The organism is Anaeromyxobacter sp. SG17, from assembly GCF_022690695.1.
Taxonomy (GTDB): Bacteria; Myxococcota; Myxococcia; order Myxococcales; family Anaeromyxobacteraceae; genus Anaeromyxobacter; species Anaeromyxobacter soli.
The window spans coordinates 156,387-182,631 of sequence record NZ_JALCYX010000002.1; the positions used below are offsets into that span (position 1 = coordinate 156,387).

Sequence of the window (26,245 nt, forward strand, 5' to 3'; positions counted from 1 at the left end):
GCGGACCGCGGCCGCGTCCCGGGGCAAGCCCGAACGCATCCCCCCGCCGTCACGAAGGTTTCCGGCGGATCGCGCTTCCCGACCGGCGGCGGGATGAACGAGGGGCTGCCTCATCGCTGAAACACCTCCGGCGCTGGCCTCGCAGGCCCCCGCCGCTCCAGTTCGCGCGGCGGGAGCGCCCGCCGCGACTCCTGGACGCACTTCGCGCCCCGTCGGGCCTCCCTGTTCCACGCTGACACAGATATGCTTCATCTCTGCAACAGCACCACGGAGACGCGATGCCCGACCCGAGTCGCCGGCCGATCATCTGGGTGTTCAGCACGAGCCGCCTGAGGCAGGTGTTCGAGGGCGTGGCGCCGAGCTACGCGGGCGCGGCCGACGTCCGCGTGTTCGACAAGGTCTTCGAGGAGGCGCTCGAGATCGCGCGCGCGCGGGTGGAGTCGGGCGAGGAGGTGGACGTCTTCGTCGCGGCGGGCTGGAACGCGGCCTACCTCCGCGACCACGCGCCGGTGCCGGTGGTGCTCGTCTCCCCCTCCGCGAGCGACGTCCTCCAGGCGCTCGCCGAGGCCTGCCGCCTCGCGCGGCGCGTCGCGGCCATCCCGTTCCGCAAGGCGCTCGCAGGCGTGGAGGCCTTCGCGGAGAGCCTGGGCGTCGTCCTCGAGCAGCGACCGTACGAGACGCTGGAGGACGCGCGCGCCGCCGTGGCGGACTTCGCCGCGCGCGGCTTCGAGGTCGTCGTCGGCCCGGGGCCGGTCTGCGACGTCGCCGAGAGGGCCGGGCTCCGCACCGTGCTCCTCTACGCGCGCGACTCGGTCTGCGAGGCCATCGAGCAGGCCATCGAGGTCGCCCGCGCCGTGCACGCGGAGGACGCCGAGCGCGAGCGGCTCCGCGGCATCCTCGATCACCTCGTGGAGGGCGTCGTCGCGGTGGACCCCGAGGAGCGGATCCAGTCCGTGAACCCCGCCATGGAGCGGCTCCTCGCCGCCTCCGCGGCCGAGGTCCTCGGCAGGAAGCTCTCGCAGCTCGCGCCCGACCTCTCGCTCGCGCGGGTGCTCGAGACCGGGAACGCCGAGCTCGACGACGTGCAGCGGATCGGGAACCGCACCCTCGTCGTGCACCGGATCCCGCTCAGGCAGCGCGGCGGCCCGCGCGGCGCGGTGCTCACCTGCCAGGACGCGAGCACGATCCAGCGGCTCGACCGGAACCTGCGCTCCCGCTACCGGCCCCGGCGCTTCGTCGCGCGTCACCTCCTCTCGAGCATCGCCGGCAGCTCGCCCGCGATGCAGGAGGTGCGCGCCCTCGCCGAGCGCTACGCGCGCACGGACGCGACGGTGCTCGTCACGGGCGAGAGCGGCACGGGCAAGGAGCTCGTCGCGCAGGGCATCCACAACGCGAGCACCCGCCGCGACCACCCCTTCGTCGCCATCAACTGCGCCGCCTTCCCGGAGGCGCTCCTCGAGTCGGAGCTGTTCGGCTACGACGAGGGCGCGTTCACCGGGTCGCGCCGCGGCGGGCGGCCGGGCCTCTTCGAGGCGGCGCACACGGGGACCATCTTCCTCGACGAGATCGGCGACATGCCGATGACCCTCCAGACCCGGCTCCTCCGCGTGCTCCAGGAGCGGCAGGTGCTGCGGCTCGGCTCGAACGACCCGACGCCGGTGGACGTGCGCGTCATCGCCGCGACCAACAAGGATCTCAAGCAGGCGGTCGCCGCGCGCGAGTTCCGAGACGACCTCTACTACCGGCTCAACATCCTGAAGCTGCACCTGCCGCCCCTGCGCGACCGCGAGGAGGACCTCGCCGCGATCGCGGCGGACCTCCTGCAGCGCGCGCTCCTCCGCCACGGCGCGCCCGGCGCGCACGCGCGGGCGCTCGCCCTGCTGCTGCCGCGGCTCGACGGCTACTCCTGGCCGGGCAACGTGCGAGAGCTCGAGAACGTGGTCGAGCGCGTCGCGGTGCTGTTCGCGGACCGCGAGCCGGACGCGGCCGTGGCGGAGGGTGCGCTGCGCCGGATCGTGCCGGAGCTCTTCGCGGAGGAGGGGCCGGGAGAGGCTGCCCCGCCCGCGCGCCGCAGGGAGCCCGCCTCCGGCAGCGCGGCCGGCGCACGGCCGACGGACCTGCGCAGCGCCCGCGACGAGCAGGAGCGGGAGCTCATCCGGCGCGTGCTCGACGAGGTGGGCGGCAACCAGTCGGAGGCCGCGCGTCGGCTCGGCATCGGCCGCTCCACGCTGTGGCGGAAGCTCAAGGCGGGCGCCTGAGCCGTCCACGCTCGACGCCTTCCCGGCGCCGCACACCCGACCCTCACTGGCGGCCGCTCGCTCGACCGTCCGTGCTCCTTCCGGCCGAGCGGTCTCCGGCCCCGGAGAGGTCAAATGCGAGGCGACTTGAATTTTCTTCAAACCACATGTGTTCCAGTGAGCGATGAAGGGAACGACCAAGAATCTGGAGCTGGATACGCTGACGCCGTACCTCGAGGCGGCGCGCCGTCAGGGCCCGCTGTCGCGCGAGGAGGAGCGCGAGCTCGCGCTCCGCGCACGGCGCGGGGAGGCGCGGGCGAAGGAGGAGCTCGTGCGCAGGAACCTCGCGCTCGTGGTGATGATCGCGCGCAAGCAGATGCGCGGGACGCTGCGCCTCGAGGAGCTCGTGCAGGAGGGCAACCTCGGCCTCCTGCGCGCCATCGAGAAGTTCGACCCGAACGCCGGGACGCGGTTCTCGACGTACGCGGTGTGGTGGATCCGGGCGTACGTCTGGAAGTACCTGAAGCAGGCGCGCTCGTCGGTGAGGCCGAAGAGCGGGACGGTGGCGGCGGCCGACCTGTCGCTCGACCGCACGGTCGACGAGGAGGGAGACGTCTCGCACCTCGATCGCCTGGAGGACGAGGGGCCCGGCCCGCACGAGCAGTACGCATCGGCCGAGCACGACCGCCACCTCCGCGCCGCGCTCGAGCGCGTGCGCGGGCGGATCGGCGAGGTCGGCTGGGACATCGTCCAGACGCGCCTCAAGCAGGACCCGCCCGACACGCTCGAGACCATCGGCAAGCGCTGGGGCGTGTCGCGCGAGCGCGTGCGGCAGCTCGAGCTGCAGACGAAGCGCTTCCTGCACGGTTACCTGACGTCGATCCGCGACGCCGAGGGCGGCGAAGGCGACCGCGAGGCCGCCTAGCACCAACCAGGGAGCGCAGGAGGTCGGGGATGGCGGGCGACGGCGAGGGGCGCTGCAGGCGGTGCGGAGACGGCGAGCTGCAGGAGCAGACCGAGACGCTCTCGGTCGAGCTCCCGCGCTCCGCGGTGACCGCCTCGGTCGCCGTGCCGGCCCGGCGCTGCGCGGCGTGCGACGCCGTCCAGGTGGACGGCGAGCTCCGCGACCGGGTCCGCCTCGCCACCTGCTGCGAGCTCGCCGACGCCGGCGTGGACACGGGAGAGGCGCTCCGGCACATGCGCAAGGCCCTCGGCCTGCGCGCCGCGGAGCTCGCGCGGCTGCTCGACCTCACGCCGGAGACCATCTCGCACTGGGAGACCGGCCGCGCCGCCCCCAACCGCGCCGCGTTCATCGCCGTGTGCGCGATGGTGCAGGACGCGCTCGACGGGCGGAGCACCACCCGCGACCGGCTCGCGCGCCTCGCGCAGCACCAGGGTTACCCGCACGCGCTCGCCGTGAAGCTCCGCTGACGCCGCGGGCCGCCTCGCCTCTCGCCATCGCGCCCGCCCGGCCGGCGGGTGTCTCACGAAGGGGCGACGGGTCCCCCGCCCGTCGCGACGCGCGAAGTTCACGCAGACTTCGCCGCCGCGCCGCCCGCCGAGATACGCGCCGAGGCACGATCCCGGGCATGAACGACCAGCGAACCATCTACTGCGGAAAGCGGCACCGCCGCGCCGACGGCGTCCCCGTCGGGCACTCCTGCCGGATCCTCGCGCCCGAGTACCTGCGCGCGGAGCGGCTCGAGGAGTACGGATGGGCCGCCACCTTGCTCGAGCGCATGCCCATCGTGCTCCATGCGGGGGCGGCCGACCTCGGGCAGGGTCGCGGCTGCGCGCCCGAGCATCCGAGGACCGCGGCGCTGAGGCCGCTCGACGGCTCGTCGGGCCCCGGGGCGGGACGTTGCAGTCAGTGAAGCGTGGGGCTCCTGCTCGCCGGACCGCCGCCTGGCCTCACGAGGCCGAGCGCGTCGGCTCGGCCTCCCGCGCGGTGGCGGCGAGGAGCGGCGCGAAGGTCCGCCACGTCTCGCGCAGCCGGCGGCACCAGCCGAGCGAGGCACGGACGAAGGCGATCGTCTCGCGCGGCCTGCCGAGCGCGTCCGAGAGCGTCCGGACGAGGTGCCCGCCGCGGGAGAGGCCCCGCGCCGCGAGGGCGGCCGCGACGCTGCGGGCCACGGGAGGCAGCGGCGCCGCGGGCGTGTCGGTGACGACGCGGAGCACCGAGAACGCGATCCCGGCCTCGGCGGCGGTCCGCGCGAGCGCGGCGGATTCCATGTCGCCGGCGGCGGGCGCGCGGAGGCCGTGGCCGGCGGCGGCGAGCACCTCGGCCGCGGACGAGAGCTCGACCGGGCGGGCGCCGGGCGCGAGCCGCAGGAGCGCCGGGGGCAGCTCCAGCGCGGCCCGCTCTCCGTCCGCGAGCCGGTGCACCGACCGCGCGGTCACGACCGCGCCCACCTCGAGCCCCGGCGAGAGCGCGCCGGCGAACCCCGAGGACACCACGAGCGAAGGCCGCGGCCCGCGCGCGAGCCGCGCCGCGAGCGCCGCCCGCGCGCGCTCCGGCCCGACGCCGGTGCGGAGCACCTCGAGCCCCGTCGCGTCCGCGTCCGAGATCCCGCGGCGGCAGGCGGCCGCCTCGGCGAAGGTCGCGGCGCAGACCACGATGCCCGCCGCCCGGCGGGGCGCGCGGAGCCGCACCGCCAGCGCCGCGAGCGTGAGGGCGGACACCGCCGCGCTCGCCGCCGCGAGCGCGTGATCGCCGATCGCGATCGTGACCGCGAGGTTGAAGGCGAGGACGCCCGCGTACACGGCGTAGATCCCGGGGACGAAGCGCGGGTGCAGCCGCCGGAACGGCCCGCGGCAGCCCGGGAGGCTCGCGCCGCAGCGCTGGAACACCCACGCGCTCACGGCGCCGACGAGGAACCAGCCCGCGAAGTTGGCGGCGGTCACGCCGAAGTAGAACCCGCGGTAGGGGTAGTCGTAGATGCGCCCCAGGAACCACTTCTCCCCCTGCAGCGTCACCGGGTCGATGACGACGTCGAGGAGCGTCATGAGCACGCCGGCGAGGAGCGGCGCCAGCGGGTGGAGGAGGCCCGGGGCGCGCCCGCGGGCGCGCTCCTCCGGCCGCGACAGGAGCGCGCCGGCCAGCGCGAGCGAGAAGTAGGAGAGGAACACGAAGGACAGCGAGTCCCAGAACGGCACGTTCGCGATCCAGAGCTCGCGCGTGCGCGTCTCGTCGAAGTAGCGGTACGGCCCGAAGGGGAAGCCGTTGCGGGTGGAGCTGTACTCCGCGCCGAAGGCGAGGAGCCAGGTCGTCACCCCGAAGACGAGCGTCCGGCGCGGACCGAGCTGGTGGAGCGCGAACACGAGGAAGCACGCGAAGAACGCGTACACGTACGGACGGTGGACGACCGTGCCCCAGAGCAGCGCCGCCGTGTCCGCGAGCGCCATGGGCGGCCTAGCCGCTCCGCGCGAACCGCCCGAGCGCCATGAGCGGGAAGTAGTGCCGGTAGAGGTGGTAGCGGAGGTAGAAGTGGCGCGGGAAGCCGGTGCCGGTGAACGCCTCCTCGCTCCACGACCCGGCCTCCTCCCCGTCCGTCAGCTGCCGCTCGACGAGCCACGCCACGCCGCGCCGGATCGCGTCGTCCCCCCCGGAGCCGTAGGCGAGGAGCCCGATGAGCCCCCACGCCGTCTGCGAGGCGGTGGAGGGGCCGCGCCCCATCGCGGCGCGGTCGGCGTAGGACTCGAGCCCCTCTCCCCAGCCGCCGTCGGCGTTCTGCACCGACTCGAGCCAGCGGAGCGCGCGCCCGACCATCGCGTCCGACCGAGGGACGCGCTGGCGCGCGAGGCCGGCGAGGACGTTCGAGGTGCCGTACACGTAGTTCACCCCCCAGCGCCCGTAGAAGCTCCCCTCCGGCTCCTGCGCGCGGCGGAGGTAGGCGACACCGCGCCGGCAGGCGCCTCGGAGGCGCGGGTCGTCGAGGAGCCCGAAGGCCTCGAGCACGCGCCCGGTCACGTCGGGGCTCGACGGGTCGCAGAGCGAGTCCATGTCCGAGAACGGGATGTCGTTCAGGAACCGCTTGTCGTTGTCGCGGTCGAACGCGGCCCAGCCGCCGTCCCGGTTCTGCATGCTCGCGACCCAGGCCGCCGCCCGGCGGACCGCGTCGCCCTCCCGCGAGGCGGGGTCCTGCTTCAGGAGGCCGATGATCACCGCGGCGGTGTCGTCCACGTCCGGGTACCAGCTGTTCGCGTACTCGAAGGCCCAGCCGCCGGGCGGGCCCCGCGGATCGTAGACGCGCCAGTCGCCCCAGTCGTTCGTGAGCTGCATCCCCTCGATCCAGCGGCGCGCCGCGAGGAGGCGCGGATCGGCGGGATCGGCGCCCGCGTCGACGAGGCCGGTGAGCGCCAGGATCGTGTCCCAGACCGGCGACTGGCAGGCCTCCACCCGGAAGCCCTCCGCGTCGCTCAGGGTGAATCGCTCGATCGCCTCGAGCCCGCGCCGGACCGGGTCCGAGTCGAGCCCGCGGCCGGCCGCGTGGAGCGCGAGGACGCCGTTCAGCATGGGCGGGAAGATCCCGGCCCAGTCGCCGCTCGCCTCCTGCCGCGCCAGGATCCACTCCTCGCAGGCGCGGAGCGCCTCCGCCCGCAGCCGCGTGAGCGGCGGCACGCGCCGGACCCGCTCGTGCGCGCGGAGGGCCACGTCCGCGGCGTTGAAGAACGCCTTCCAGCCGAGCCCGTGCCGACGCACCGTCGCGAGGACCGACTCGCGGTACGGCACGCGCTTCTCGGCGGGATCGAGCCAGAGGTGGTCGAGCCAGGGGTTCGCGTCGGAGCGGCCGTTCGGGAGCGCGAAGACCGGCCGGTGGTGGAAGAGCACGAAGAGCGGGACCATCGTCGAGCGCGCCCAGCTCGCGAGCCGGTACGCGTTCACCGGCGCCCAGCGCGGCAGGAAGATGACCTCCGCCGGGACGATGGGGACGGCGTCCCAGGGGAAGAGCCCGAAGAGCGCGAGGTTGATGCGCGTGAACACGCGCACCCGCGCGAGGCCTCCCGCGGCGCGGATGGCCCGCTCCGCGGCGAGGAGCCGCTCGTCCTCCCGGGCGACCCCGAGCAGGCGCAGCGCGAGGTACGCCTCGGCGGTCGTGGAGACGTCCCCGGGGAGCGTCGAGGCGATGCCGAAGCTGCCGTCCGGCTTCTGGCGGGAGCAGAGGTAGCGGACGAGCGAACCGCGGCGCGCGGTGAGGTCGAGCCCGAGCGCCTGGCGCAGGAGCACGTACTCGGCGGTCACCGTGACGTTCGACTCGAGCTCGCCGCGCCAGTGGTCGCGCCGCTGGGTGCGGTAGAGGAAGTCCTGCGCGGCGAGGGCCGCGCGGCGCGCCGCGCGCGCGAGGGGGTCCTCCGCGAGGCGGACGTGGCCGCTCATTGCGCGTGGCCGTTGGCGGCGAGCGAGGCCCTCCACAGGGCGCCCGGCACGAGCGCCAGCTTCTCGCTCGCCGAGAGGCTCGCGCGGCGGCGGAAGACGTCGTAGCCGTTCGCGCGGATCTTGCCGAGGATGGCGGAGTAGGCGTCCACGGCGAACTGGAACGCCAGGCGCCCGCGCGCGTCCGCGAGGAGCGGGATGAGCGCCAGGCCGCGCTCGTACAGCCCGCGCGCCCGCGCGATCTCGAAGTCCATCAGCGCCCGGAAGCGGCCGTCCACCCGCCGCGCCGAGAGGTGGCCCTCGCCGAGGCCGAAGAGCGCCAGGTCCTCCTCCGGCAGGTACACGCGCCCGAGCGCGAGGTCCTCACCGACGTCGCGCAGGATGTTCGTGAGCTGCATGGCGGTGCCGAGCGTCTTCGCGTGCTCGAGCGCCTCGGTGCCGGCGCGGTAGCCCGCGACCGGGGTGATCATGAGCCCGACTGTCCCGGCGACCCGGTAGCAGTAGCGCTCGAGGTCGGCGAAGGTCCGGTAGCGCGCGCCGTCCAGGTCCATGAGCAGCCCGGCCACGAGGTCGTCGAACGGCTCGAGGGGGATGCCGTGGCGGCGCACCGTCTCGCCGAGCGCGACGAAGCGCGGCTGCACGCTCTGCCCGAGCACGGCCCGGCGCAGCTCCTCGAGCATCGCGGCGAGCTTCCCCCGGATGGCGTCGGGCGTGTCGTCCGGCCCGGGGACGTCCACCGCGTCGTCGGCCACCCGCGCGAACCCGTACAGCGCGGCGATGTCGCTCCCGCGCTCGGGCCCGAGCAGCTTCGCCATCATGTGGAACGTCTTCCCGTGCACGCGGAGGATGTCCCAGCACTCGGCGAGCCCCCGTCGCCCCAGCTCCGCCAGGGCGGGCGTGCGCCCGCGCTCGGCGCCCACTGTCACGGTGTCCATTCGGTCCCCCCTTCGACGAGCTGCTCGGACGGCGCGGCCGGCCGCGCGCGGGCGCGCCCCCTCCGGCGGGCGAGCCGCGCGTGGGCGCGGCGCGCGGCGATCTTCCCGGAGAGCGCCGCAGTCGGCACGGTGCCCGGCCAGACGGTGAAGTGCCCGGCGGTGTGGAAGTTCTCGAGCGGCGTCTCGACGTGCGCGAGCGGGTTCGAGAACGGGAAGCTCCTGAGGTTGAGCTCGAACCCGCAGGAGCCGCCGAAGGCGTTGCGCGTGAAGCGCACGGTGGACGGCGGCGCGCCGACGTCGAGGTGGACGACGCGGTCGGCCACCCCGGGGACGAGCCCGTCGAGCTTCTCGAGGAGCTCCGCGGCGACCTGCCGCTTCAGGGCGCGGTACGCCGCCGGCCTGGGCGGCGGCCGCGCCGCCTCGCGGGCCGGATCACCCGAGAGGCCCGTGCGCCAGCCGTCCTGCCAGTCGTGGCGCGTGAACGCCTGCACGACGAGCGCGGACTTCCCCGCGGGAGCGAGCGACGGGTCGCGGAGGCCGTGGGCCGTCACCTCCAGGAAGGCGTGCCGGTGCGCGTCCGGATCGGCGGGATCCAGCGCGGTCTTGCACGCGAACGAGGGGAAGTAGAAGACGTGCGAGGTGCGGAGCCGCTCGCGGAGCGCCTCGGGCGCGAGGTCGAGGCCCAGGTACACGGAGACGAGCGCGTCGGACGTGCGCGCGCGGTCGAGGCGCGCGAGCGCGGCGGGCGAGAAGCGCTCGCGCCCCACGAGCCGGTGGACCGCGAAGCGGTAGTCCCCGGTGTAGACGACCTCCTCCGCCTCCAGCCGCTCGCCGCGCGCGGTCCGCACCGCGACCGCGCGGTCGCCGCTCACGTCGAGCGCCGCGACCGTGCGCCGGAAGAGGAACCGCACGCCGCGCTCCTCGAGCCGCGCCACCCAGCGGTCGAAGAACCCCTGCAGCCCGCCCTCCGGGTACCAGTAGTCGCTCGCCCACAGGTGCCAGAAGGCCGACGCGACGAACACGTTCATCCGCGTGTAGCCGCAGCTCGCGAGGAGGTCGCGCACGCCGGACGGCGGGAGCTCGCGCGCGTACCAGGCCGCGGAGTCGTCGAGGAGCAGCGTGCGGAGATCGCGGAGGCGCCGGAGGAGCACCGCCGGCGAGCGCACCGCCTCGCGCTCCAGCGCCCCGAGGGCCCAGCGCGCGGCGCTCGTCCCGCCCGCGTCGCGGACGTAGGGGACCCGCTCCGGGACGAACAGGCGCGAGAGCAGCGCGGAGGTCCGCTCGTGGAAGGCGAACACCCGGCCGAGCGACGCCGCGCTCTCCGGGAACGCCTGCTGGAGCGCCCGGCTCACCGCGCCGAGCGAGGTCACGTCCACGTCCACCCCCGGCATGACGAGCCGGTAGTGGGCGCGGCGGAAGCGCGCGAGGTCCGCGAGCCCGTACTGCTCGAGGAGCGGGAAGACGATGCCCATGTCCTCGAACGACTGGCAGCCGACGTCGAAGTAGAAGCCGCGGCGGCGGATGCCGCCCATGAGCCCGCCCGCCTGGTGGTCGTGCTCGAGGACGAGGACGCGGTGCCCGCGCTGGCAGAGGTCGGACGCGGCCACGAGCCCGGCGATCCCGGCGCCGACGACGATCGCGTCGAAGCGGCCCGCCGCCGCCTCCTCGCGCGCCTCCCGGCGCGAGCGCGCCTTGTCGTCGGGCTCGGTCATTTCGGGGGGAACGCGGTGAGGTCGCGGGCGCGGGAGAGCGGGCGGTCACGCAGCTCGGCGACGCGCGTGCAGCCGGTGAGGAACATGGCGAGGCGCAGCTCCTGGACGAGCCGCTCGAGCTCCTCGGCCGCCGCCTCGGAGGACCGCTCCGCCGCTCGCAGGAGCGGCAGGGCGAGCGCCACCGCGTCCGCCCCGAGCGCCAGCGCCTTCGCGATCTCGATCCCGTTCCGGATCCCCCCGGAGGCGACGACCACCCGCTCCGGGAGCGCCGCGCGGCAGGCGGCGATGCTCTCGACGGTGGGGATCCCCCAGCGCGCGAACGTCTCGCCGAGGTCGCGCCGCGCCGGGTCGCGCGCCCGCAGGCTCTCGACCCGGGCCCAGGAGGTCCCCCCGAGCCCCCCGGTCTCCACCCCCGCCACCGGCAGCGCGGCGATCTTCCGCGCGGTGGTGCGGGAGATGCCAGCGCCGACCTCCTTCAGCAGCACGGGGACGCCCAGCTCCGGGATCACCGCGGCGAGCCTCGGCAGGAGCGCCGCGAAGCGGGTGTCGCCCTCGGGCTGGATCGCCTCCTGGAGCGGGTTCAGGTGGAAGTTGAAGGCGTCGCAGCCGACCTCGGCCACGAGCCGCCTGACCTCCGGGACGCCCACGCCCAGGTTGAGCTGCACGGCGCCGAGGTTCCCGAAGAGGAGCGGCAGGCCCGGCGCGGCCTCGCGCACCGCGTAGCTGTCGCGGGTCGAAGGGTCCTGGAGCATGCGCCGCTGCGAGCCGAGCGCGAAGCCCACGCCGCAGCGCTCCGCGGCGCGCGCGAGGCGCCGGTTCACCTCGCCGGCGCGAGGTGTTCCGCCCGTCATCGCGCCGACCACGATGGGCGCGGCGAGCCGCTTGCCGAAGAGCTCCGTCTCGGTCCGCACCGCCGCGAGGTCCACCTCGGGCAGCGCGTCGTGGTCGAAGCGCAGCGCGGCGAACCCGGTGGCGTCGCCGCCCGGGAGCTCGACCTCCTCCGCGAGGCACAGGGCGAGGTGGCTGTCCTTCCGCTCGGCGATGGACATCCCTACCTCCCTCAGCGCATGAGCGACCGCACGGAGCGGACGACGTTCCCGACGGTGGCCATCGAGTCCTGCACCGCGGAGGGCTCGTAGCCCGAGTGCACCATGCAGTCGGCGCAGCGCGGGTGGCGCCCCGCCCCGAACTTCTCCCAGTCCGTCGTCTCCATGAGCTCGGCGAAGGTCTTCGCGTGGCCGCCCTCCGCGAAAAGGTAGCAGGGGCGCTGCCAGCCGAGGACGCTGTAGTTGGGGCTGCCCCACGGCGTGCACTGGTAGTCGCGGAGCCCGGCGAGGAAGTCGAGGTAGAACGGCGAGTGATTGAAGCGCCAGCCGCGCTCGCGCGCGGGCGCGAGCACGCGGCGGAACAGCGCGCGCGTCTCGTCCCGCCGCAGGAAGTGCTCCTGGTCCGGCGCCCGCTCGTAGCCGTAGCCGGGAGAGACGGTCATGCCCTCCACGCCGAGCGCCATCACCTCGTCGAAGAACCGGTGCACCTCCTCCGGGTCCTGGCCGACGAAGAGGGTCGAGTTGGTCGTCACGCGGAAGCCGCGCGCCCGCGCCGCGCGGATGGCCGCCACCGCGGCCCGGTGGACGCCGGCGCGCTGCACCGACGCGTCGTGGCGCGCCTCCACGCCGTCGAGGTGCACGTTGAACGTCAGCCGCCCGTGCGGCTCGAAGAGCGCGAGCTTCTTCTCGAGCAGGATGGCGTTCGTGCACAGGTAGACGAACCGGCCGCGCTCCACGAGCCCGCGCGCGATGCGGGCGATCTCGGGGTGGAGGAGCGGCTCGCCGCCGGCGATGCTCACGACGGGTGCTCCGCACTCGTCGGAGGCCGCCCAGCACTGCTCGGGCGTGAGCGAGCTCCGCAGCACGGCCTCCGGGTGCTGGATCTTCCCGCAGCCGGCGCACTCGAGGTTGCAGCGGAAGAGCGGCTCCAGCATCAGCACGAGCGGGTAGCGCGCCCGCCCGCGCAGCTTCTGGGCCACGATGTACCGGCCCACCGCCACCGCCTGCTTCAGCGGGATGCCCATGCCGCCTTCCCCTCTCCGGGGCGCGGAAAGTAGCCCCGCTCCCCGAACCACGTGAGCGCATCCTCGAAGGCGATCCGCACCGGCGTCTGGGGCAGCCCGAGCTCCCGCACCGCCTTGGCGGCGTCGAAGAACATGCGCCGGCGGGCCATGCGCACCGCCTCGAGCGCGACCGAGGGCGGCCGGTGGGTGACGAGGCGCGACACCGCCGTGTCGAGCGCGCCGACCGCGAGGGCGGCGAGGTAGGGGAGCCGCACGCGCGGGGCCGGACGTCCGAGGATCGCGCCGACCTCGGCGAGGATCTCGGCGAGCGTCATGTTCCGGTGGCCGAGGATGTAGCGCTCGCCGACGCGCCCGCGCTCCGCGGCGAGCAGGTGGCCCTCGGCGACGTCGCGCGCGTGCACCACGTTGAGCCCCGTGTCCACGAAGGCCGGGAGCCGGCCGCGCGCGAAGTCCACCAGGATCCGCCCGGTCGGGGTCGGCTTCACGTCCCACGCGCCCACCGGGGCGGACGGGTTCACCACCACGACCGCGAGGCCGCGCGCGACGTAGGAGAGCGCGGCCCGCTCCCCGGCGAGCTTCGAGCGCTTGTAGTGGCTGGTGAGCTGGCCGGGCGCGAGCGGCGTCGTCTCGTCGCAGGGCGTGGGGAGCGCTGAGAGCCCGACCGTCCCGACCGTGGAGGTGTGGACGACGCGCTCCACCCCCTCGGCGAGGCACGCGTCCATGACGTGCACGGTGCCGTCCACGTTGGAGGCATACAGCTCGCGCGGGTCGCGCGCCCAGAACCGGTAGTCCGCCGCGACGTGGAACACGCGGCGGCAGCCTCGCACCGCCCGTCGCACCGCCTCGCGGTCGCGCAGGTCGCCCACGGCGATCTCGACGGGGAGGCCGTCGAGGTTCGCGCGCGGCGATCCGGGCCGCACGAGGACGCGCACCTCCGCGCCGCGCTCGAGGAGGAGCCGCGCCACGTTCGCCCCGACGAAGCCCGACGCGCCGGTCACGAGCGCACGGCCGGTCACGGCGTCCCCCGTGGCGCCGGATCTTCCGACGAGTCGATCTCCTCGCGCAGTCCCGCCATTCCGCCTCGCAGCGCGCCGTGGGGCGCGTCGCCCGAGAGTGAAGCTCCCGCCTGTGGCGAGGGGTGTAGGATTCGTTCCTCCCGCCGATCACGCAACAGTATTAGGGTCGTCCGGATGCGGTCGCGCGATGGGGTGCGACCGTCCGAGGCGTAAGCACCTCGACCGCGGGCCCACTCGGGGCGCATGCACCCCAGGTGAGCGCGATCCAGTGTGCGGATCCTGCGCGACTTGCCGCTGCGGTGAGCAGCCTCAGCCCGGAATGGCGGCAGCCCCGTGGCGCTCGGCCGCCGCCGCGGGCCGGACGTCGAGGCGGCGATCCCGGCTGTTGCACGGCGCCTGGCGCCCGAGGGTCCCCGCGCACGGCGCGAGCATCAGCCGGTCCGCCAGCGAGAACGCCGCCGCTGCCGGGACCACGAAGCGATCGACGCGCCCGCATCGGCAGCATCGGATCCGCAGCGTCGTCCACTCGGTCGCCCGCCTGGCCATGAGCTCCTCCTGGCGGTCTGCAAAGCATGGGACGTGCCGGCGCGCCCGGCCCCGGGAGCTCGGGCGCTCGCCGTGGCCACGGCTATCCAGGCGAGTCCGGCGCCTTCCCGTCGAGCACCTCGGGGCGATCCCCCGCCCGCCCGCCCCCCGCTCCGCGCGCGCCGCCCGGGCCCGGCGCGGGGTCGCGCGCGAGGGCGGCGAGCTCGCGCAGCGTCGCGTTGTGCGGAGAGGAGCGGCGCTCCTCCTCGGTCGCGTGGAGGAGCCGCTGCAGCTCCGGCCCGAGCCGCCGCAGGACCGCGGCGCGCACGTCGTCCACGCCCGGCTCGCGGCGGAGCGCCTCCCGCAGGTCGCTCGCGCGGATGGCGTCCACGTCGCGCCCGGGGACGTAGCCGACGCCGTGGCTGGAGACGGCGCGGACGAGGAGCCCGGCCCGCGCGAGCGCCTCGAGGATCTCCTCGACCTCCGCCGGCGGGACCTCGAGGAGCTGGGCGAGCTCGACGGGCGTCCGTCGCGTCCCGCCCGCGAGGTAGTCGCGCGTGAGCTGCGCGGCGGCGGCGACCGCGAGCGTCTCCTTCAGCGCCTGGTCCGCCCGGTGGCCGCGGAGCCGCTCGCGCACGACCTGCTCGTTCTGGTGGCTCGCCGCGACCTCCGCGCCGACGAGCACGATGAGCCACGAGACGTAGGTCCAGACGAGGAAGATCGGGATGGCGCCGAGGACGGAGTAGAGCGCGTTGTACTTCGCGACGCCCATCTGCAGCTGCACGTGCACGACGAGCGATCCCTGCCAGCCGATCGCGGCGAGCAGCGCACCGAGGAGCGCCGACAGCGGGCGGACCCGGACGTTGGGCAGGATCACGTACATCGCAAACAGCGCGAGGCCGACCACCACCACCGGGGTGAAGCCGAGCGCGAAGTCGATCGCGGGACCGAGGCGGAGCCGCTCGCGCAGGAACACGACCACGCTCGAGCTCTGCGCCGCGGTGGAGACCGTCGCCGCCGCGAAGACCAGGATCGGCGTGGTCACGAGCAGGGTCACGTAGTCGGTGATCTGGCGCAGGAACGGGCGGGTGGTCTTGGCGCCGAACACGTCGTTGAGGGCCATCTCGATGCTCGAGACGAGCGACACGCTCGTGTAGACGAGGACGAGGAGCCCCACCGCGCCGAGGCGCGACACGTCGGTTCGATCGACGAACTCGAGGATCCGCTCGCTCGCCTGGAACAGGGCCGGGTTCGGCCCGAACGTGTCGGCGAGGTACGGCCTCACGAAGCCCTCGACGAACGCCTGGTAGGCGCCGAAGCCCTTCAGCACCGCGAAGGCGAACGCGAGGAACGGCACCACCGAGAGCACGCTGTAGTACGTGAGCGCGGCGGCGCGGACGGTGAGCCGGTTCTCGAGGAACCCGCGGAGGGTCGAGTAGCCGAGCCGGCTCGCGCGGAACAGCGCGGCCTTCGCGCGGGGCAGCTCCGCGGGGCGGACGTCCCAGATGCGCACCGCGAAGAACTCGCGCAGCCGGTCGACGGGGTGCGAGGCGGCGTCGCTCACTCCTCCATGATCCTTCGCCTCGCAGGATCGCGCCGCGCCGGGCGCTCACCGCCCCGGCCGCTCGTCTGGCGCCGGGACGCCCGGCCGGGACACCGCGGCGAGGGGAGCCCCTTCTTTTCGCGGTCCGCCGGCGATCACCGCCCGGCGGCACAGGAGGAAGATCGCTCTGGGAGCACGGAGGGAAGCCATGGCCACGTTCAAGCACGTCCTCGCCGCGACCGACTTCAGCGAGGCCTCGGGCCGGGCGCTCGAGATGGCGGTCACGATCGCGCGCGACGCCGGCGCCCAGCTGACGGTCGCGCACGTCGCCGAGGTCCCGACCTACACGGAGTTCGCCGCGCCGGTCGACCTCGTGACTCCCATCACCGATCTCGCGGAGACCAAGCTCGAGGAGCTGCTCACGTCGATCCGCGACGTGTGCCCCGGGGTGAAGGGCACCGTGCGGGTGGGCGCGCCGTGGGAGCAGATCCTCGCGGCCGCCGCGGAGGCGGGCGCGGACCTCGTCGTGCTGGGCACCCACGGGCGGCGCGGCTTCGCGCACGCGTTCATGGGGAGCGTCGCCGAGCGCGTCGTGCGCCTCTCGCCCATCCCCGTGCTGACGGTGCGCTCGCGCATCGCCTCCTGAGGCGCGCGCGGACGCGCCCGCGGCGGGCGCACCGCGCGCCGCCTCGGGCGCGCTCGCTCAGGCGTCCGCCGCGACGGCAGCCTCGGGGGCGGCGACCGGCAGCCGGCGCTCGCGGAGGAGCGTGCTGCAGAGCTCGCAGTTCACCCGGCTGCGAATGGTCCAGTGGGCGCCTGGGTCCACGACACCGCACAGGATCCGCTGCAGTTCGCGGTCGTAGTAGTGGACGATCTTCTTCTGCGCGTGCTGCTCCATTGCGTCTCCGTCCGTCGAAACCGCGGGCCGGGTGAGGGACCAGCCGCCCCTGCACCGGGCCCGCCTGCCAGGGGTTGTAACGTGCGGCGGCGGGGCTCGCAGAGGCCAGGCGGTCCGCTCGTCCCCCGCGGAGCGTCGAGCAGCACCCCCGGAGCGTGGCATCGTGGGGCGCCCCGCATGACCGAGGAGCCCCTCATGGACGCCCCCACGCTCGCGAAGCACCTCGAGAAGCACCTCCGCGTCGCCACCTTCCCGGTCGCGATCCGCCCGCTCGCGCCCGGCGAGCCCGTCCCCGCGAAGGCGAAGCGGCCGTCGAAGGACCTCGGCGCGCAGGTCGCGATCTGCCAGTGCGTCGCGCTCGCGCGCCGCTACGGCTGGACGATCGCGTTCACGGGCGAGGATCTCGCCTGCCCCATCGCCAAGGCGGCGTTCGGGTTCGAGGATCGCATCCCGTACTACGAGCGCGGCGCGCTCGCCGAGGGGATGTACGCGTCGTGCCAGGAGGCCGGCGCGGCGTTCGAGTCGGCGCTGCCGCGCCTCGCCCGCGACGAGATCTCCGGCGTCGTGGTCGGCCCCCTCGAGCGATCGACCTTCGAGCCCGAGACGGTGGTGGTCTACGGAAACTCGGCCCAGGTGCTCCGGCTCGTGAACGCCGCGCTCTACGAGCGGGGCGGCAGCTTCAAGGCGGAGTTCACCGGGCGCGGCGACTGCGCCGACATCGTCATCCGGACGCGCCAGACGAAGGAGCCGCAGCTCATCCTGCCGTGCTACGGCGATCGGCTGTTCGGCCTCGCCGCGGACGACGAGCTGGCGTTCACCTTCCCGTTCGGGATGGCGGACGCGATCGTCGCCGGCCTGGAGGGGACGGGCCGGGGCGGCATCCGCTACCCCATCCCCTCGTTCGCGCTGCGGGCGCAGCCGGCGTTCCCGCCGAGCTACGTCGAGCTCGAGCGCCGCTGGCGTGCGGGCGAGGAGTGAGCGCGCTCGCAGGCGCCGGCGGCCGCTCGTGCAGGCTCAGCCCGCGTCTGCGGCGTGCGTCGCCTCCGGCGCGGACGGCCGCTGCTCGCGCGCCCGCAGCATCTCGCTGCAGCGCGGGCAGTTGACGGTCCTGCGCGTGGTCCAGTGGGCGGTCCGGTCCTCGATGCCGCAGAGGATGCCGGCCCGCTCCCGGTCGTAATGGTGGATGAGCCTGGCCTTCTCCGGGTGCTCCATCTCGTCTCCCTTGGGCGCGGCCGGGGAGGGAGCCACGGCTCCGAGCGACGGTCACACCTTGGAAGCTTGTAGCGCCCCGTGCCCGGCTCTGCAGGCATCGAGCCGCCGCTCGCCGCGCCGAGGAGGGAGCGCTCGCCGCGCCTCGCGGGGCGTGCCGCCTCCCGGATCGGACGGAGACCGCCGCTGCCGGGACCATGCCCGGCGCGGCGGCGGAGGACGCCGGAGCGGCTCAGGTGCTCTTGCGAGCGAGGGTCTCCGCGCGCTCGAGCAGCCCGCGCAGCTCCGGGCTCGGCTCCCGCGAGCGATCGCCGTGGCGCACCGCGCGCCGGACCCGGCTCACCGCCTGCGCGAAGTCGACGTCGACGTGGCCGCGTGCGACGAGCTGCTCCTCGAGCTTGCGGATGCGGCCCTTGAGATCCTTGAACCCGTCGTTCACCGCGTCCTCCTCGAGCGAGTGGTCGCGCCGTCGACCGCCGCGGGCTGCGGGCGGCGAGCCGTGGCGACGACGTTCAGAAAGACCTCGACGTCCACGAAGTCCTGGGCGCCGAGCGGAGCGAGGCGCTCCCGGAGCTGCGTCGCGAACGCCCGCACGGCGGAGTAGGTCGCCCAGTTGGGCGCGGGGTCGTAGCGGAGGTCGCAGCCGAGCCGCTCCGCGGCGGCGCGGGTCGACTTGGGCCAGATGACGACGTGGCGGCCGGGGTCGGCGAGGAGCGGGAGCGCCGTGGCCAGCGCCCAGCTCGAGGCGGGCGCCACGGCGAGCCCCGCGGCGGCCGCGAAGAGCTTGTCGAAGCGGGCGCGGGCCGGGACCGGGACGGAGAGCAGGCCGAACAGCGCGTCGAAGAAGGCGCGGGCAGCGGCCTCGTCCTCGAACACCTCGGCGAGGCCGTCCTCCTCGAGCACCGGGTCGAACAGCGCCGCGAGCGGAGCGGAGCGGGAGATCCGCTTCACGAGCTCGCCCACCTCGCCCTCGTCGGCCAGCCGCGCGCCCTCGCCGCTCGGGAACGTCTCCTTCCACGCGGCGCTCGCCGCGCGCCACCGCGCCGCCCGCTCGCGCTTGCCGCTCGCAGTGTAGGCGGGATCGGCGAAGCCCTGTGGATAGAGCGCCTGGAACTCGGCGACCGCCTCCTCGTGGGTGAGGAAGTTCGCGGCGAGCGCGTAGCGGCCGCTCTGCGCGTCGAGCGCGAAGGACGAGAGCCCCTCGAGCCAGGAGTTCCGCTCCAGGCCGTCGGTCGAGAGCAGCGCCCTCGCGGCGGGCAGGCGGAGCTTCGCGGCGAAGCGCTTCTCGCTGTCGGGGAAGAAGACGTGCACCGCGTTCGCCTCGAGGGCGACGACCTTGCCGACTCCCAGGGACGCGTGCTGTACCAGCATTCCTTCCTTCAGATCGGCCATCGACGTCCTTTCGCAAGGCTTGTAGCGCGTGTGTCGCGAGAGGACGCGCGCACGCGCCCGACGCGGTGATGCCTGCGTCGCAAAGCGGGAGAGCGCGGTCTGGGGTCTGCCGTCGAGGAGGGCGCTCGCTCGTTTCCGGTCGCTACGCCCGATCCGGCCGGCGCGCGTCTCTTGTACGCCCTGCGCCCTCCGCTGGGAAGCCCCGAGCGCCGGCTCGCCCGGCACGGACCCGGCTTGACCGCTCGTGGAGGGACGTCCGAGCCCCGTCTCTCCGAGCCGCGCTCCGGCCCCTCGTGGGCGGGCTTTTCACCGCTGGCGCGATTAACAATAAACGATGAGCGCCGCGCGCATCACCCGGTCCGTTCGCGGGCACCTCGTCGCGATCGAGCGCGTCGACTCGCACCTCTGGCGCGTGACCGTGGACGGGCAGCTGCTCGCGAGCTTCTGCACCGAGAGCCGCGCGCGCGCCGCGGGGACGGCGGAGGCGCGTCGCCTCGAGCTCGTCGCGGGCGAGGGGCGCCGCCGCCAGTGAGCGGCGGGCGCCGCGCGCGCCGGCAGCCGCCGCCCCGTCTCGTCTGGACGAGGTGCCCCGCCAAAGAAGAACGAAGAGCCCCGCCCGCCGGGCGAGGCTCTCGAGGGTCCGGCGGCCGGGCGGGCCGCCCGGCTACACGGCGAGGACGTAGTCGCCGGCCCGCACGAGGTCCAGCTCCACCTCGCGCGGCTCGACGTCGTACAGCTTCTCGTACGGCGTCATGAGCACCGCCTGGAGCTGCTCGGCGGTGCGCGCGCGCCGCTCGCGCTCGATGAGCTTGGGATCCTGCGCGACGAACTTCTCGTCCGGGGTGATCTTGAAGAGCGGCTGGCCCTTCTGCACGACCGTCCCGTCCGGCCCCGTCATGAGGACCCGGTCGATCGTGCCGGAGAACGGCGCGCGGACGGTGTTGAACATCTTCATGACCTCGATGATGTAGAGCGCCTGCCCCTTGTCGAAGTGCACGCCGTCGCTGACGAAGGGCGGCCTCCCGGGCGCCTCCTGGCGGTAGAGCATGCCGCCGAACGGGGCGACGAGCTCGTCGGCCTTCGTCGCGGGCGGCGGCACGAGCACCTTCTTCATGCGCGCCTGGAGCTCGGGATCGTTGAGGTACGCGGGGATCGTGACGTCGAGGTTCGCCTCCACGCGGAAGTCGAAGAACTTCACCGCCTCGGCGGCGGTGAAGAGGAGCCCGAGCAGCTCGTTGCCGGCCTCGTAGCCGAGGTGCGCGGCGCGGATCTGGCTCCAGGTCTCGGCGTCGTAGCCGCCCTGCGGGGCCTCGCTCTTCAGGATCTCGTTCAGCTTGTAGAACTCCTCCTTCTTGAGGCCGAACGTCTTCCGGAGCGCCACGTAGAACCGGATCGACTTCTGGAGCAGCTCGTGGTCGTGCTGCCAGATCACCTCGGCGGCCGGCTTCCGCGCGTCCCACCCCATGTTCAGGTACTCGTACGTGTCGTTGAGCACGCCGAGCGGGTTGCGGATCCAGAACACCTTGCCCTGCTCGAGCCGGTAGTGCTTGCGGTTCAGGCTGAGCCAGCCGGCGAGGAGGTGCGGCGCCTCGAGCAGCCGATCCATCACGCGCGTGAGCAGGGTGAGCTTGCGGTCGATCACCTCCGCCATGGCCTTCGTGACCGACGGGTCGCCGGGGCTCTCCTTCGCGATCTGCGCCGCGTAGTGCTTCTTCATCTCGGCGAACGCGTAGGCGGTGTCGAGCTTGCTCCCCTCCTCGGCGAGGAGCCCCACGAGCGTGAGGTACGGCACGACGAAGCGGGTGGTCGGCTTCGCCATCACGTTCTGGCCGAGGAACCAGTTGACGAGCCCGTAGTGGAACTCGAGGTTCGTGGCGAGGTTCACGCCGCGCAGGCTCGTCTTGCGCAGCACCTTGGCGAGGTGGAGGTAGCTGTCGAGGCGATCCTCGCCCTTCGTGAGGAGCAGCGCGATGTTGGAGTCGTACGCGCCCGCCACGTGGTAGCGCATGAACATGCCGGTGTCCGGGTTCGGCATGCTGATGCCCTGGTCGTCGCGGATCTCGCCCTCGATGGGCTTCGACCAGAAGCGGATGAGGCCGCCCGCGTGCGGCGAGAGCGAGGCGTCGGTCGCGTTGAGGCGCGCCTCGGCCGCGGCGCCGAAGCGCGGGATCCGCGTGGGCTTCGGGAGCCGCTCCTTGTGGCGCGCGAGGAGCGCCATCGCCTCGACGAGCGACTCGACCACGAACGCGTCGCTCGGGTCGTCCGGGTTCGCGAAGCGCAGCGAGTAGCAGAGCTCCGTCACCCGGTGCTCGACCTGGATGCGGGTGTTGACCTCCATGAAGTAGTAGCGGTCGCGATCGACGATGCACTCGAAGGTCGAGGCCGAGTCGAGCCCGACCGCGGCGCCGAAGCGGGCCGCGTCGTCCTCCATCCGCTTCAGGATCTCGAGGTCGGTCGCGAGCGCGCGGGCCTCGTCCTTCCGCCCTGCCCGCTCCGAGCGCTCGATGGCGGCGGCGAGCCCCTCCTGCGTGACCGAGATCTCGAGGAGCTTCTGCTCGTGCATCTGCAGGGAGCAGTCGCGGCCGCCGAGCGAGACGCACCACTTCCCGTTGCCGAGGAGCTGGATCTCGTTGTGGCGGGTCTGCTCGATGTTGAGCTCGATGAGGACGTTCTTGTTGTCGCCGACGCCGGTCGCCTTGACCTCGTTCAGGACCTCGCGGACGAGCGTGGGGGCCTCGGCGGCCGCCTCCTCGATGAGCTTCGCGTCGGCGTGCCTCGCGGTGAGGAGCGCGCCGCCCAGGATGCGCTGGCCCTTGCCGCCGCCGCCGCCGATGGCCTTGAGGCGCACGCGCGTGCCGGGGTGCTTCTTGAACATCTCGGCGACCTCGCGCTGCACCTGCCAGCCGAGCTCGTCGATGGTGTAGAGGTCGATCCCCTTGGCGTAGGACGCCATGAGGACGTGGTCGGCGAGCTCCTCGAGCGACAGCTGCTCGTCCTTGAGGAGCTTCCGGTCGACGGTGAGGTCCTCCGCCTCCACGAGCGCGAGGAGCGCCTTGCGCGTCTTGTGCTTCGAGAGGAGCGTGCGCGCGGTGACGTTGTTCACGCCGGGCGTCACGGAGACGCCCACCTCCAGCGCGGTCCGCTTGGCCTCGTCCTTCTTGCCGGCGCGCGCCTGCGTCACCGAGTTCGGGCCGATGAACTTGAGGCCCGCCCGCTCGAGCGTCGCGACGAACTCCTCGTCCTCCGCCATGAACCCGTAGCCGGCGAACACCGAGTCGTAGCCGTTCTCGTGCGCGATGCGGACGATCTGGTTCATCCGCTCGACGCGCTCCTCCTTCGTCGCGCCGGTGTAGTCGGGGACCCGGTGCACGCGGCTCGTGTCGGTGAGCTGGCGCAGCTCGGGGGCGAGCGCGTTCGCGTAGACGATGGAGTCCTTCTCGGAGAGGAGGATGCCGTAGTGGCGGATCCCCATCTCCTCGAAGACGTCCATCGCCTCCTTGCGGATCGGGCCGCGGCAGACGATGAGCGGCTTCAGGTCCTCGCAGGCGAAGGAGCGGATCCACGCGGAGCCGGCCTTGCCGAGGCGGCGGTCGCGGTGAACGAGGGGGTTCGTCTTGTAGTAGTCGGCGGTCGGAGCCATCGGTCTCAAGTCTCCAGTCTTGGATTCGGGTCGAGCCGCGGACCTAGTGGAACTCGCGCTGCGGGCCGGACATCGGGGACGGCTTGTAGTGCCGGAGCAGGAAGCCCATGTTCTCGCCGAGGACCTTGCGCAGCTCGGTGGGCATCACGAGCGAGGAGATGGAGCCGAGCGCGAGCCCTTCCTTCGGGTTCATGAGCTCCTTCTCGTAGCGGCGGTTGAGCGCGGCCTCCTGCTGCTTCAGCCACTCCGCCGCCTCCTTCTCCGCGTCCTTCTTGGCGGCGGGGCCCTCCATGCCGGCGGCGGTGCGCTGCTCGACGCCCTTCTTCACCATCTCGGCCGCCGCGCCGCGGACCTTGCGCAGCTCGTCCTTGTAGACGAACTCCTTGCCCGCCGGCCCCATCACCGCGAGGCGCGTGGTCGGCAGCGCGAGCACGAGGTCCGCGCCGGTCGGGTAGTTGTTGTAGGACGCGTACGCGCCGCCGAAGGCGTTGCGCAGGATGAGCAGGATGCGCGGGGTGCGCACGTCGACGATCGCGTCGAGCATCGAGCGGCCCGCCTGCACGATGCCGCGCGCCTCCTGCTCGCGGCCGGGGAGGAAGCCGGTCGTGTCCTCCATGAAGATGATGGGGATGTTGTAGATGTTGCAGAACCGCACGAACCTCGCGATCTTCAGCGCGGTGTCGCAGTCGATCTGCCCGGAGCCGACGGCGCTGTTGTTCGCGACGAAGCCGACGACGTTCCCGCCGAGCCGGCCGAACGCGGTGACGACCTCCCGCGCGCGCTCCGGCTGGATCTCGAAGTAGTCGCCGTAGTCGCACACCTGCTGGATGATGATCGACACGTCGAACGGCGTGTTGAAGCCGGTCGGCGAGTTGAACGCCTTCTTGAGCAGCGTGTTGATCTCCCAGGTCTTCCGGTCGAGCGGGTCGCTCGTCGGCTGGAACGGCGCGGAGACGCCGTTGTTGTCGGGGAGGTAGGCGAGCAGGCGCACCGCCTGGCGGAGCGCGGCGAGCTCGTCCGCCACGGTGAGGTCGGCGACGCCGGAGGCGCCGTGGACCTTGGGGCCGCCGAGCTCCTCGGGCGTGATGTCCTCGCCGAGCACCGACTTCACGACGCCCGGGCCGGTGAGGCCGAAGAAGGTGTCGTTCGGCTGGATGACGAAGCTGCCCTGGCGCGGCAGGTACGAGCCGCCGCCCGCGTTGAAGCCGAACATGCACATGATGGACGGCACGACGCCGCTGATCTTGCGCAGCGCGGTGAACGCCTCGGCGTAGCCGTCGAGCCCGCCCACGCCGGCCGGCACGTACGCGCCGGCGCTGTCGTTCATGCCGATGAGCGGCATGCCCTTCTCGCCGGCGAGCCGGAAGAGGCGCGCGAGCTTCGAGCCGTTCGTCGCGTCCATCGAGCCCGCGCGCACGGTGAAGTCGTGGCCGTAGCAGGCGACGTCGCGGCCCCGGACGTTCAGCACCGCCGTGACGAGCGACGCGCCGTCGAGGTTCTTGCCCCAGTTCTGGTAGAGGACGATCGGATCCTTGTCCGTCAGGACGCGGATGCGCTCCCAGACCGTCATGCGCCGCTTGAAGTGCTGCTTCTCGATCTGCTCGATGCTGACCGAGCGGATGGGGCGCTGGACGAGGTCGTGCCCTTCCCTCATCGCCTCCTCGTAGCCGCCGGTCTCGCGGGCGATCTCGCCCGGGATGTTGAACTCGACCTTCTCGACCGGATCGAGCGGGTTGGTCAGGATCGGTTTGATCGCCTTCGTGGCCATGGGCTCGGTCCTCTGTACGACGCTGTGTGAATCCCGCGCAAAGCGTGCCGATCGCCCGGTCAGCCTGGCGGCGAACCGCGCTCGGGCTTCGTCACGAAAAAGTGCGTGATTGTCACAAAGCACCGCGCGCCCGGGCAAGGGGTCTCGCAGCTTTTGCGCCCCGGATCGCACCTCGGAGCGCCCGCTTCGTGGACCGGTGGGGGCGGCGACGCAGCGCGCCGCGCCGCCCGCGGAGGGGCGCGCGAGCAGGCGCCGCCCGGCCTCCGGCGGGCCTCTCCGCGGGGAACCGCTACGCCTTGACGAGCACCGCCGCGTGGCTCCGCCACACGGAAGGACGCGCGGCGACGAGGAGCCCTGCGTCCGAGGCGGCCACGAGCTCGCGCTCGAGCTCCGCCGTAGAGACGTGCCCGCTCGGCTCCCCGAGGAGCAGCCGGCCGCCGGGCCGGAGCGCCGCGGAGGCCTCCGCGAAGAAGCGCGCCGCGCTCGGCAGCTCGTGCACGATCGCGAACGCGACCACCACGTCGACCTCGCCCGCGAGATCCTCGACGCCGAGCGTGTCGGGGTGGGCGAGCCGGAGGTCGAGCCGCTCGGCGAGGCCGGCGCGGCCGGCGCGACGGCGGAGCGCCTCGAGCATCTTCGGCTGGAGCTCCACCGCCACGACGCGGCCGGAGGGCCCGACGAGCCTCGCGAGGTCGAGCGTGAAGAAGCCCATGCCCGGCCCCGGCTCGAGCACCGTCATCCCCTCCGCCACGTACGGGCGCAGGAGCGTGAGCGGGTTCTGCACGAGCCGCCGGAGCGGGTTCACCAGCAGATAACCCAGCCACCAGGGGCAGACGCGGTGGGCCATGGGCTCCGGGATCGCCCATCCGGCGGGGGCACGGTAGCGCGACGTTGGGGTGCGGCCACGGGGCGCGATCTCGCGGCGAAGATCACGTGAGCCCGGGCGGACTTGGCCCACTCTCTTGATCGTCGTCAACTCAGCCGCACTGCGAGTCCGTGGATCGGACCCGCTGAGACCGAGTATCGTCCGTTTCGAAATTGAGAATGATTCGCAAGATTGGCGGCCAGAGGACCTCGAGCCCAGCGCCCCGACCCCGGAGCCCGCACGCGGGCGCCGGCCCGAGGTGACCGAACATGCGCCCCACGCACTCCTGCTGCTCTTCGCGCTCCCGCCGCTACCGCCGCGCCGCCCTCCTCGCCCTCGCCGCCCTCGCCGTCGCGCCGCTCCTCGCGCGCTCGCAGGAGGACGCGCCCGGCCAGGAGGAGCCCGAGCTCGTCGCCGAGGCGCTCTTCCTCTGCGACACGCTCCCACCCGCAGGGCGCGACCTGAACCTCTCCCTCGCCCTCGCCGAGGGCGAGCCGGATCCCGTCACCGGGGAGACCGCGCTCCAGGCCTCGCCGCGCGTCCAGCTCGCGATGGGGCTGGGTGAGCGCGTCGGCCTCTCCGCGGACGTGGGGCTCGGCACGGGGGGCACCGTCGCGCTCGACACCCCCGGCGCGTCGCTCAAGCTCCTGCTCCGCGCCCCGAGCGCGACGCGGACCGGGCTCTCCGCGTCGGTCGATCTGTTCGGCTCGACGCACTCCCTCCACGAGGCGGAGGCCGGCCTCGGGCTCGGCGCCATCCGCGCGCTCGGCCGCATGGCGCTGCGCGCGAGCGCGAGCGTCGCGAGCGGCGTCACCGCGTGGTCGCCGCACCTGCACTTCGGCACGTCGGCCGCGGTGGCGCTCGGCGCCCGCTGGCGCGCGCTCGCCGAGGTGGTCTCCGAGGTCTCCGCCGGCGAGGTCGCGGTCTCCGCCGGCCCCACCGTGAAGGTCGCGCTCGCCGAGAACAGCGCGCTCATGGCCGGCGCGCTCTTCCCGGTCTCGCAGGGCGGTGGCCTGCCGGTCTTCACCTTCCAGCTCACGCAGTCGATGTGACTCGCAGT

At 73.7% G+C, this 26,245-nt stretch carries 24 protein-coding genes; 8 read left to right on the forward strand and 16 right to left on the reverse strand.

Annotated features, from left to right (window positions below; genetic code table 11):
• Positions 1–278 precede the first annotated feature (278 nt).
• From prpR to MNY60_RS01790, 4 genes are all read left to right on the forward strand, one after another.
• Positions 279–2,258 (forward strand): propionate catabolism operon regulatory protein PrpR, encoded by a 1,980-nt coding sequence (gene prpR / locus MNY60_RS01775; protein ID WP_242355135.1) that lies wholly within the window; start codon positions 279–281, stop codon positions 2,256–2,258.
• 163 nt (positions 2,259–2,421) lie between these two features.
• Complete coding sequence (locus tag MNY60_RS01780; protein WP_242337749.1) at positions 2,422–3,162, forward strand: sigma-70 family RNA polymerase sigma factor; 741 nt, start codon at positions 2,422–2,424, stop codon at positions 3,160–3,162.
• Between the two features lie 29 nt (positions 3,163–3,191).
• On the forward strand, positions 3,192–3,668 hold the full coding sequence (locus MNY60_RS01785; RefSeq protein WP_242337746.1) for a type II TA system antitoxin MqsA family protein: 477 nt from the start codon (positions 3,192–3,194) through the stop codon (positions 3,666–3,668).
• A gap of 158 nt (positions 3,669–3,826) precedes the next feature.
• Positions 3,827–4,111, forward strand: a complete 285-nt coding sequence (locus MNY60_RS01790) for a hypothetical protein (RefSeq protein WP_242355132.1) — start codon at positions 3,827–3,829, stop codon at positions 4,109–4,111.
• Between the two features lie 37 nt (positions 4,112–4,148).
• On the opposite strand, the gene MNY60_RS01795 is transcribed toward MNY60_RS01790, so the two are convergent.
• The 9 genes from MNY60_RS01795 to MNY60_RS01835 form a co-directional block, all read right to left on the reverse strand.
• The gene (locus MNY60_RS01795) at positions 4,149–5,642 is read right to left on the reverse strand and encodes a carotenoid biosynthesis protein (protein WP_242359924.1); all 1,494 of its coding nucleotides are present in this window, start codon (positions 5,640–5,642) and stop codon (positions 4,149–4,151) included.
• Positions 5,643–5,649: 7 nt separating this feature from the next.
• Positions 5,650–7,614, reverse strand: coding sequence for a squalene--hopene cyclase (shc, locus tag MNY60_RS01800; protein WP_242359925.1), 1,965 nt, complete (start codon positions 7,612–7,614; stop codon positions 5,650–5,652).
• Positions 7,611–8,546 (reverse strand): phytoene/squalene synthase family protein, encoded by a 936-nt coding sequence (locus MNY60_RS01805; protein WP_242337738.1) that lies wholly within the window; start codon positions 8,544–8,546, stop codon positions 7,611–7,613. Before MNY60_RS01805 ends, shc begins: the two co-directional genes overlap by 4 nt.
• Positions 8,534–10,258, reverse strand: coding sequence for an NAD(P)/FAD-dependent oxidoreductase (locus MNY60_RS01810; protein ID WP_242337736.1), 1,725 nt, complete (start codon positions 10,256–10,258; stop codon positions 8,534–8,536). The genes MNY60_RS01805 and MNY60_RS01810 overlap by 13 nt, the downstream gene beginning before the upstream one ends.
• Positions 10,255–11,307 carry a type 2 isopentenyl-diphosphate Delta-isomerase gene (gene fni, locus MNY60_RS01815; protein WP_242359926.1) on the reverse strand — a complete coding sequence of 351 codons (1,053 nt, stop codon included), beginning with the start codon at positions 11,305–11,307 and terminating at the stop codon, positions 10,255–10,257. The genes MNY60_RS01810 and fni overlap by 4 nt, the downstream gene beginning before the upstream one ends.
• A gap of 11 nt (positions 11,308–11,318) precedes the next feature.
• Positions 11,319–12,329, reverse strand: coding sequence for an adenosyl-hopene transferase HpnH (gene hpnH, locus MNY60_RS01820; protein WP_242359927.1), 1,011 nt, complete (start codon positions 12,327–12,329; stop codon positions 11,319–11,321).
• A complete protein-coding gene (hpnA, locus tag MNY60_RS01825) occupies positions 12,314–13,345 on the reverse strand; it encodes a hopanoid-associated sugar epimerase (RefSeq protein ID WP_242337730.1) in 1,032 nt (343 codons plus the stop codon). The genes hpnH and hpnA overlap by 16 nt, the downstream gene beginning before the upstream one ends.
• A 309-nt stretch (positions 13,346–13,654) precedes the next feature.
• Entirely contained in the window at positions 13,655–13,891 is a 237-nt protein-coding gene (locus MNY60_RS01830) for a hypothetical protein (RefSeq protein WP_242337728.1), read from the reverse strand.
• 82 nt (positions 13,892–13,973) lie between these two features.
• A complete protein-coding gene (locus tag MNY60_RS01835; RefSeq protein ID WP_242359928.1) occupies positions 13,974–15,434 on the reverse strand; it encodes a YhjD/YihY/BrkB family envelope integrity protein in 1,461 nt (486 codons plus the stop codon).
• Positions 15,435–15,621: 187 nt separating this feature from the next.
• Between MNY60_RS01835 and MNY60_RS01840 the strand changes: the two genes are divergently transcribed.
• Entirely contained in the window at positions 15,622–16,059 is a 438-nt protein-coding gene (locus tag MNY60_RS01840; RefSeq protein ID WP_242337725.1) for a universal stress protein, read from the forward strand.
• A 57-nt stretch (positions 16,060–16,116) separates the two neighbouring features.
• Here the strand turns inward: MNY60_RS01840 and MNY60_RS01845 are convergent, their stop codons facing one another.
• The gene (locus tag MNY60_RS01845; protein ID WP_242337723.1) at positions 16,117–16,311 is read right to left on the reverse strand and encodes a hypothetical protein; all 195 of its coding nucleotides are present in this window, start codon (positions 16,309–16,311) and stop codon (positions 16,117–16,119) included.
• A gap of 195 nt (positions 16,312–16,506) precedes the next feature.
• Here MNY60_RS01845 and MNY60_RS01850 point away from each other — a divergent pair, with 195 nt between their 5' ends.
• Positions 16,507–17,289 (forward strand): DUF169 domain-containing protein, encoded by a 783-nt coding sequence (locus MNY60_RS01850; protein ID WP_242355124.1) that lies wholly within the window; start codon positions 16,507–16,509, stop codon positions 17,287–17,289.
• Between the two features lie 36 nt (positions 17,290–17,325).
• Here MNY60_RS01850 and MNY60_RS01855 read toward each other — a convergent pair whose 3' ends face one another.
• The 3 genes from MNY60_RS01855 to MNY60_RS01865 form a co-directional block, all read right to left on the reverse strand.
• On the reverse strand, positions 17,326–17,559 hold the full coding sequence (locus tag MNY60_RS01855; RefSeq protein ID WP_242355122.1) for a hypothetical protein: 234 nt from the start codon (positions 17,557–17,559) through the stop codon (positions 17,326–17,328).
• Positions 17,560–17,752: 193 nt separating this feature from the next.
• The gene (locus tag MNY60_RS01860) at positions 17,753–17,959 is read right to left on the reverse strand and encodes a hypothetical protein (RefSeq protein ID WP_242337718.1); all 207 of its coding nucleotides are present in this window, start codon (positions 17,957–17,959) and stop codon (positions 17,753–17,755) included.
• Positions 17,956–18,912, reverse strand: a complete 957-nt coding sequence (locus MNY60_RS01865) for a hypothetical protein (protein ID WP_242359929.1) — start codon at positions 18,910–18,912, stop codon at positions 17,956–17,958. Before MNY60_RS01865 ends, MNY60_RS01860 begins: the two co-directional genes overlap by 4 nt.
• Before the next feature lie 334 nt (positions 18,913–19,246).
• Between MNY60_RS01865 and MNY60_RS01870 the strand changes: the two genes are divergently transcribed.
• Positions 19,247–19,444: a hypothetical protein gene (locus MNY60_RS01870; RefSeq protein ID WP_242337714.1), complete on the forward strand. Its 198-nt coding sequence runs from the start codon at positions 19,247–19,249 to the stop codon at positions 19,442–19,444.
• 132 nt (positions 19,445–19,576) lie between these two features.
• Here MNY60_RS01870 and MNY60_RS01875 read toward each other — a convergent pair whose 3' ends face one another.
• From MNY60_RS01875 to MNY60_RS01885, 3 genes are all read right to left on the reverse strand, one after another.
• Complete coding sequence (locus MNY60_RS01875) at positions 19,577–22,552, reverse strand: biotin carboxylase N-terminal domain-containing protein (protein ID WP_242337712.1); 2,976 nt, start codon at positions 22,550–22,552, stop codon at positions 19,577–19,579.
• A 43-nt stretch (positions 22,553–22,595) separates the two neighbouring features.
• Positions 22,596–24,320, reverse strand: coding sequence for an acyl-CoA carboxylase subunit beta (locus tag MNY60_RS01880; protein WP_242337710.1), 1,725 nt, complete (start codon positions 24,318–24,320; stop codon positions 22,596–22,598).
• 289 nt (positions 24,321–24,609) lie between these two features.
• Positions 24,610–25,167, reverse strand: a complete 558-nt coding sequence (locus tag MNY60_RS01885) for a class I SAM-dependent methyltransferase (RefSeq protein ID WP_242359930.1) — start codon at positions 25,165–25,167, stop codon at positions 24,610–24,612.
• A gap of 287 nt (positions 25,168–25,454) precedes the next feature.
• Here MNY60_RS01885 and MNY60_RS01890 point away from each other — a divergent pair, with 287 nt between their 5' ends.
• Positions 25,455–26,237, forward strand: a complete 783-nt coding sequence (locus MNY60_RS01890) for a hypothetical protein (RefSeq protein ID WP_242337706.1) — start codon at positions 25,455–25,457, stop codon at positions 26,235–26,237.
• The last annotated feature ends 8 nt before the right edge of the window (positions 26,238–26,245 follow it).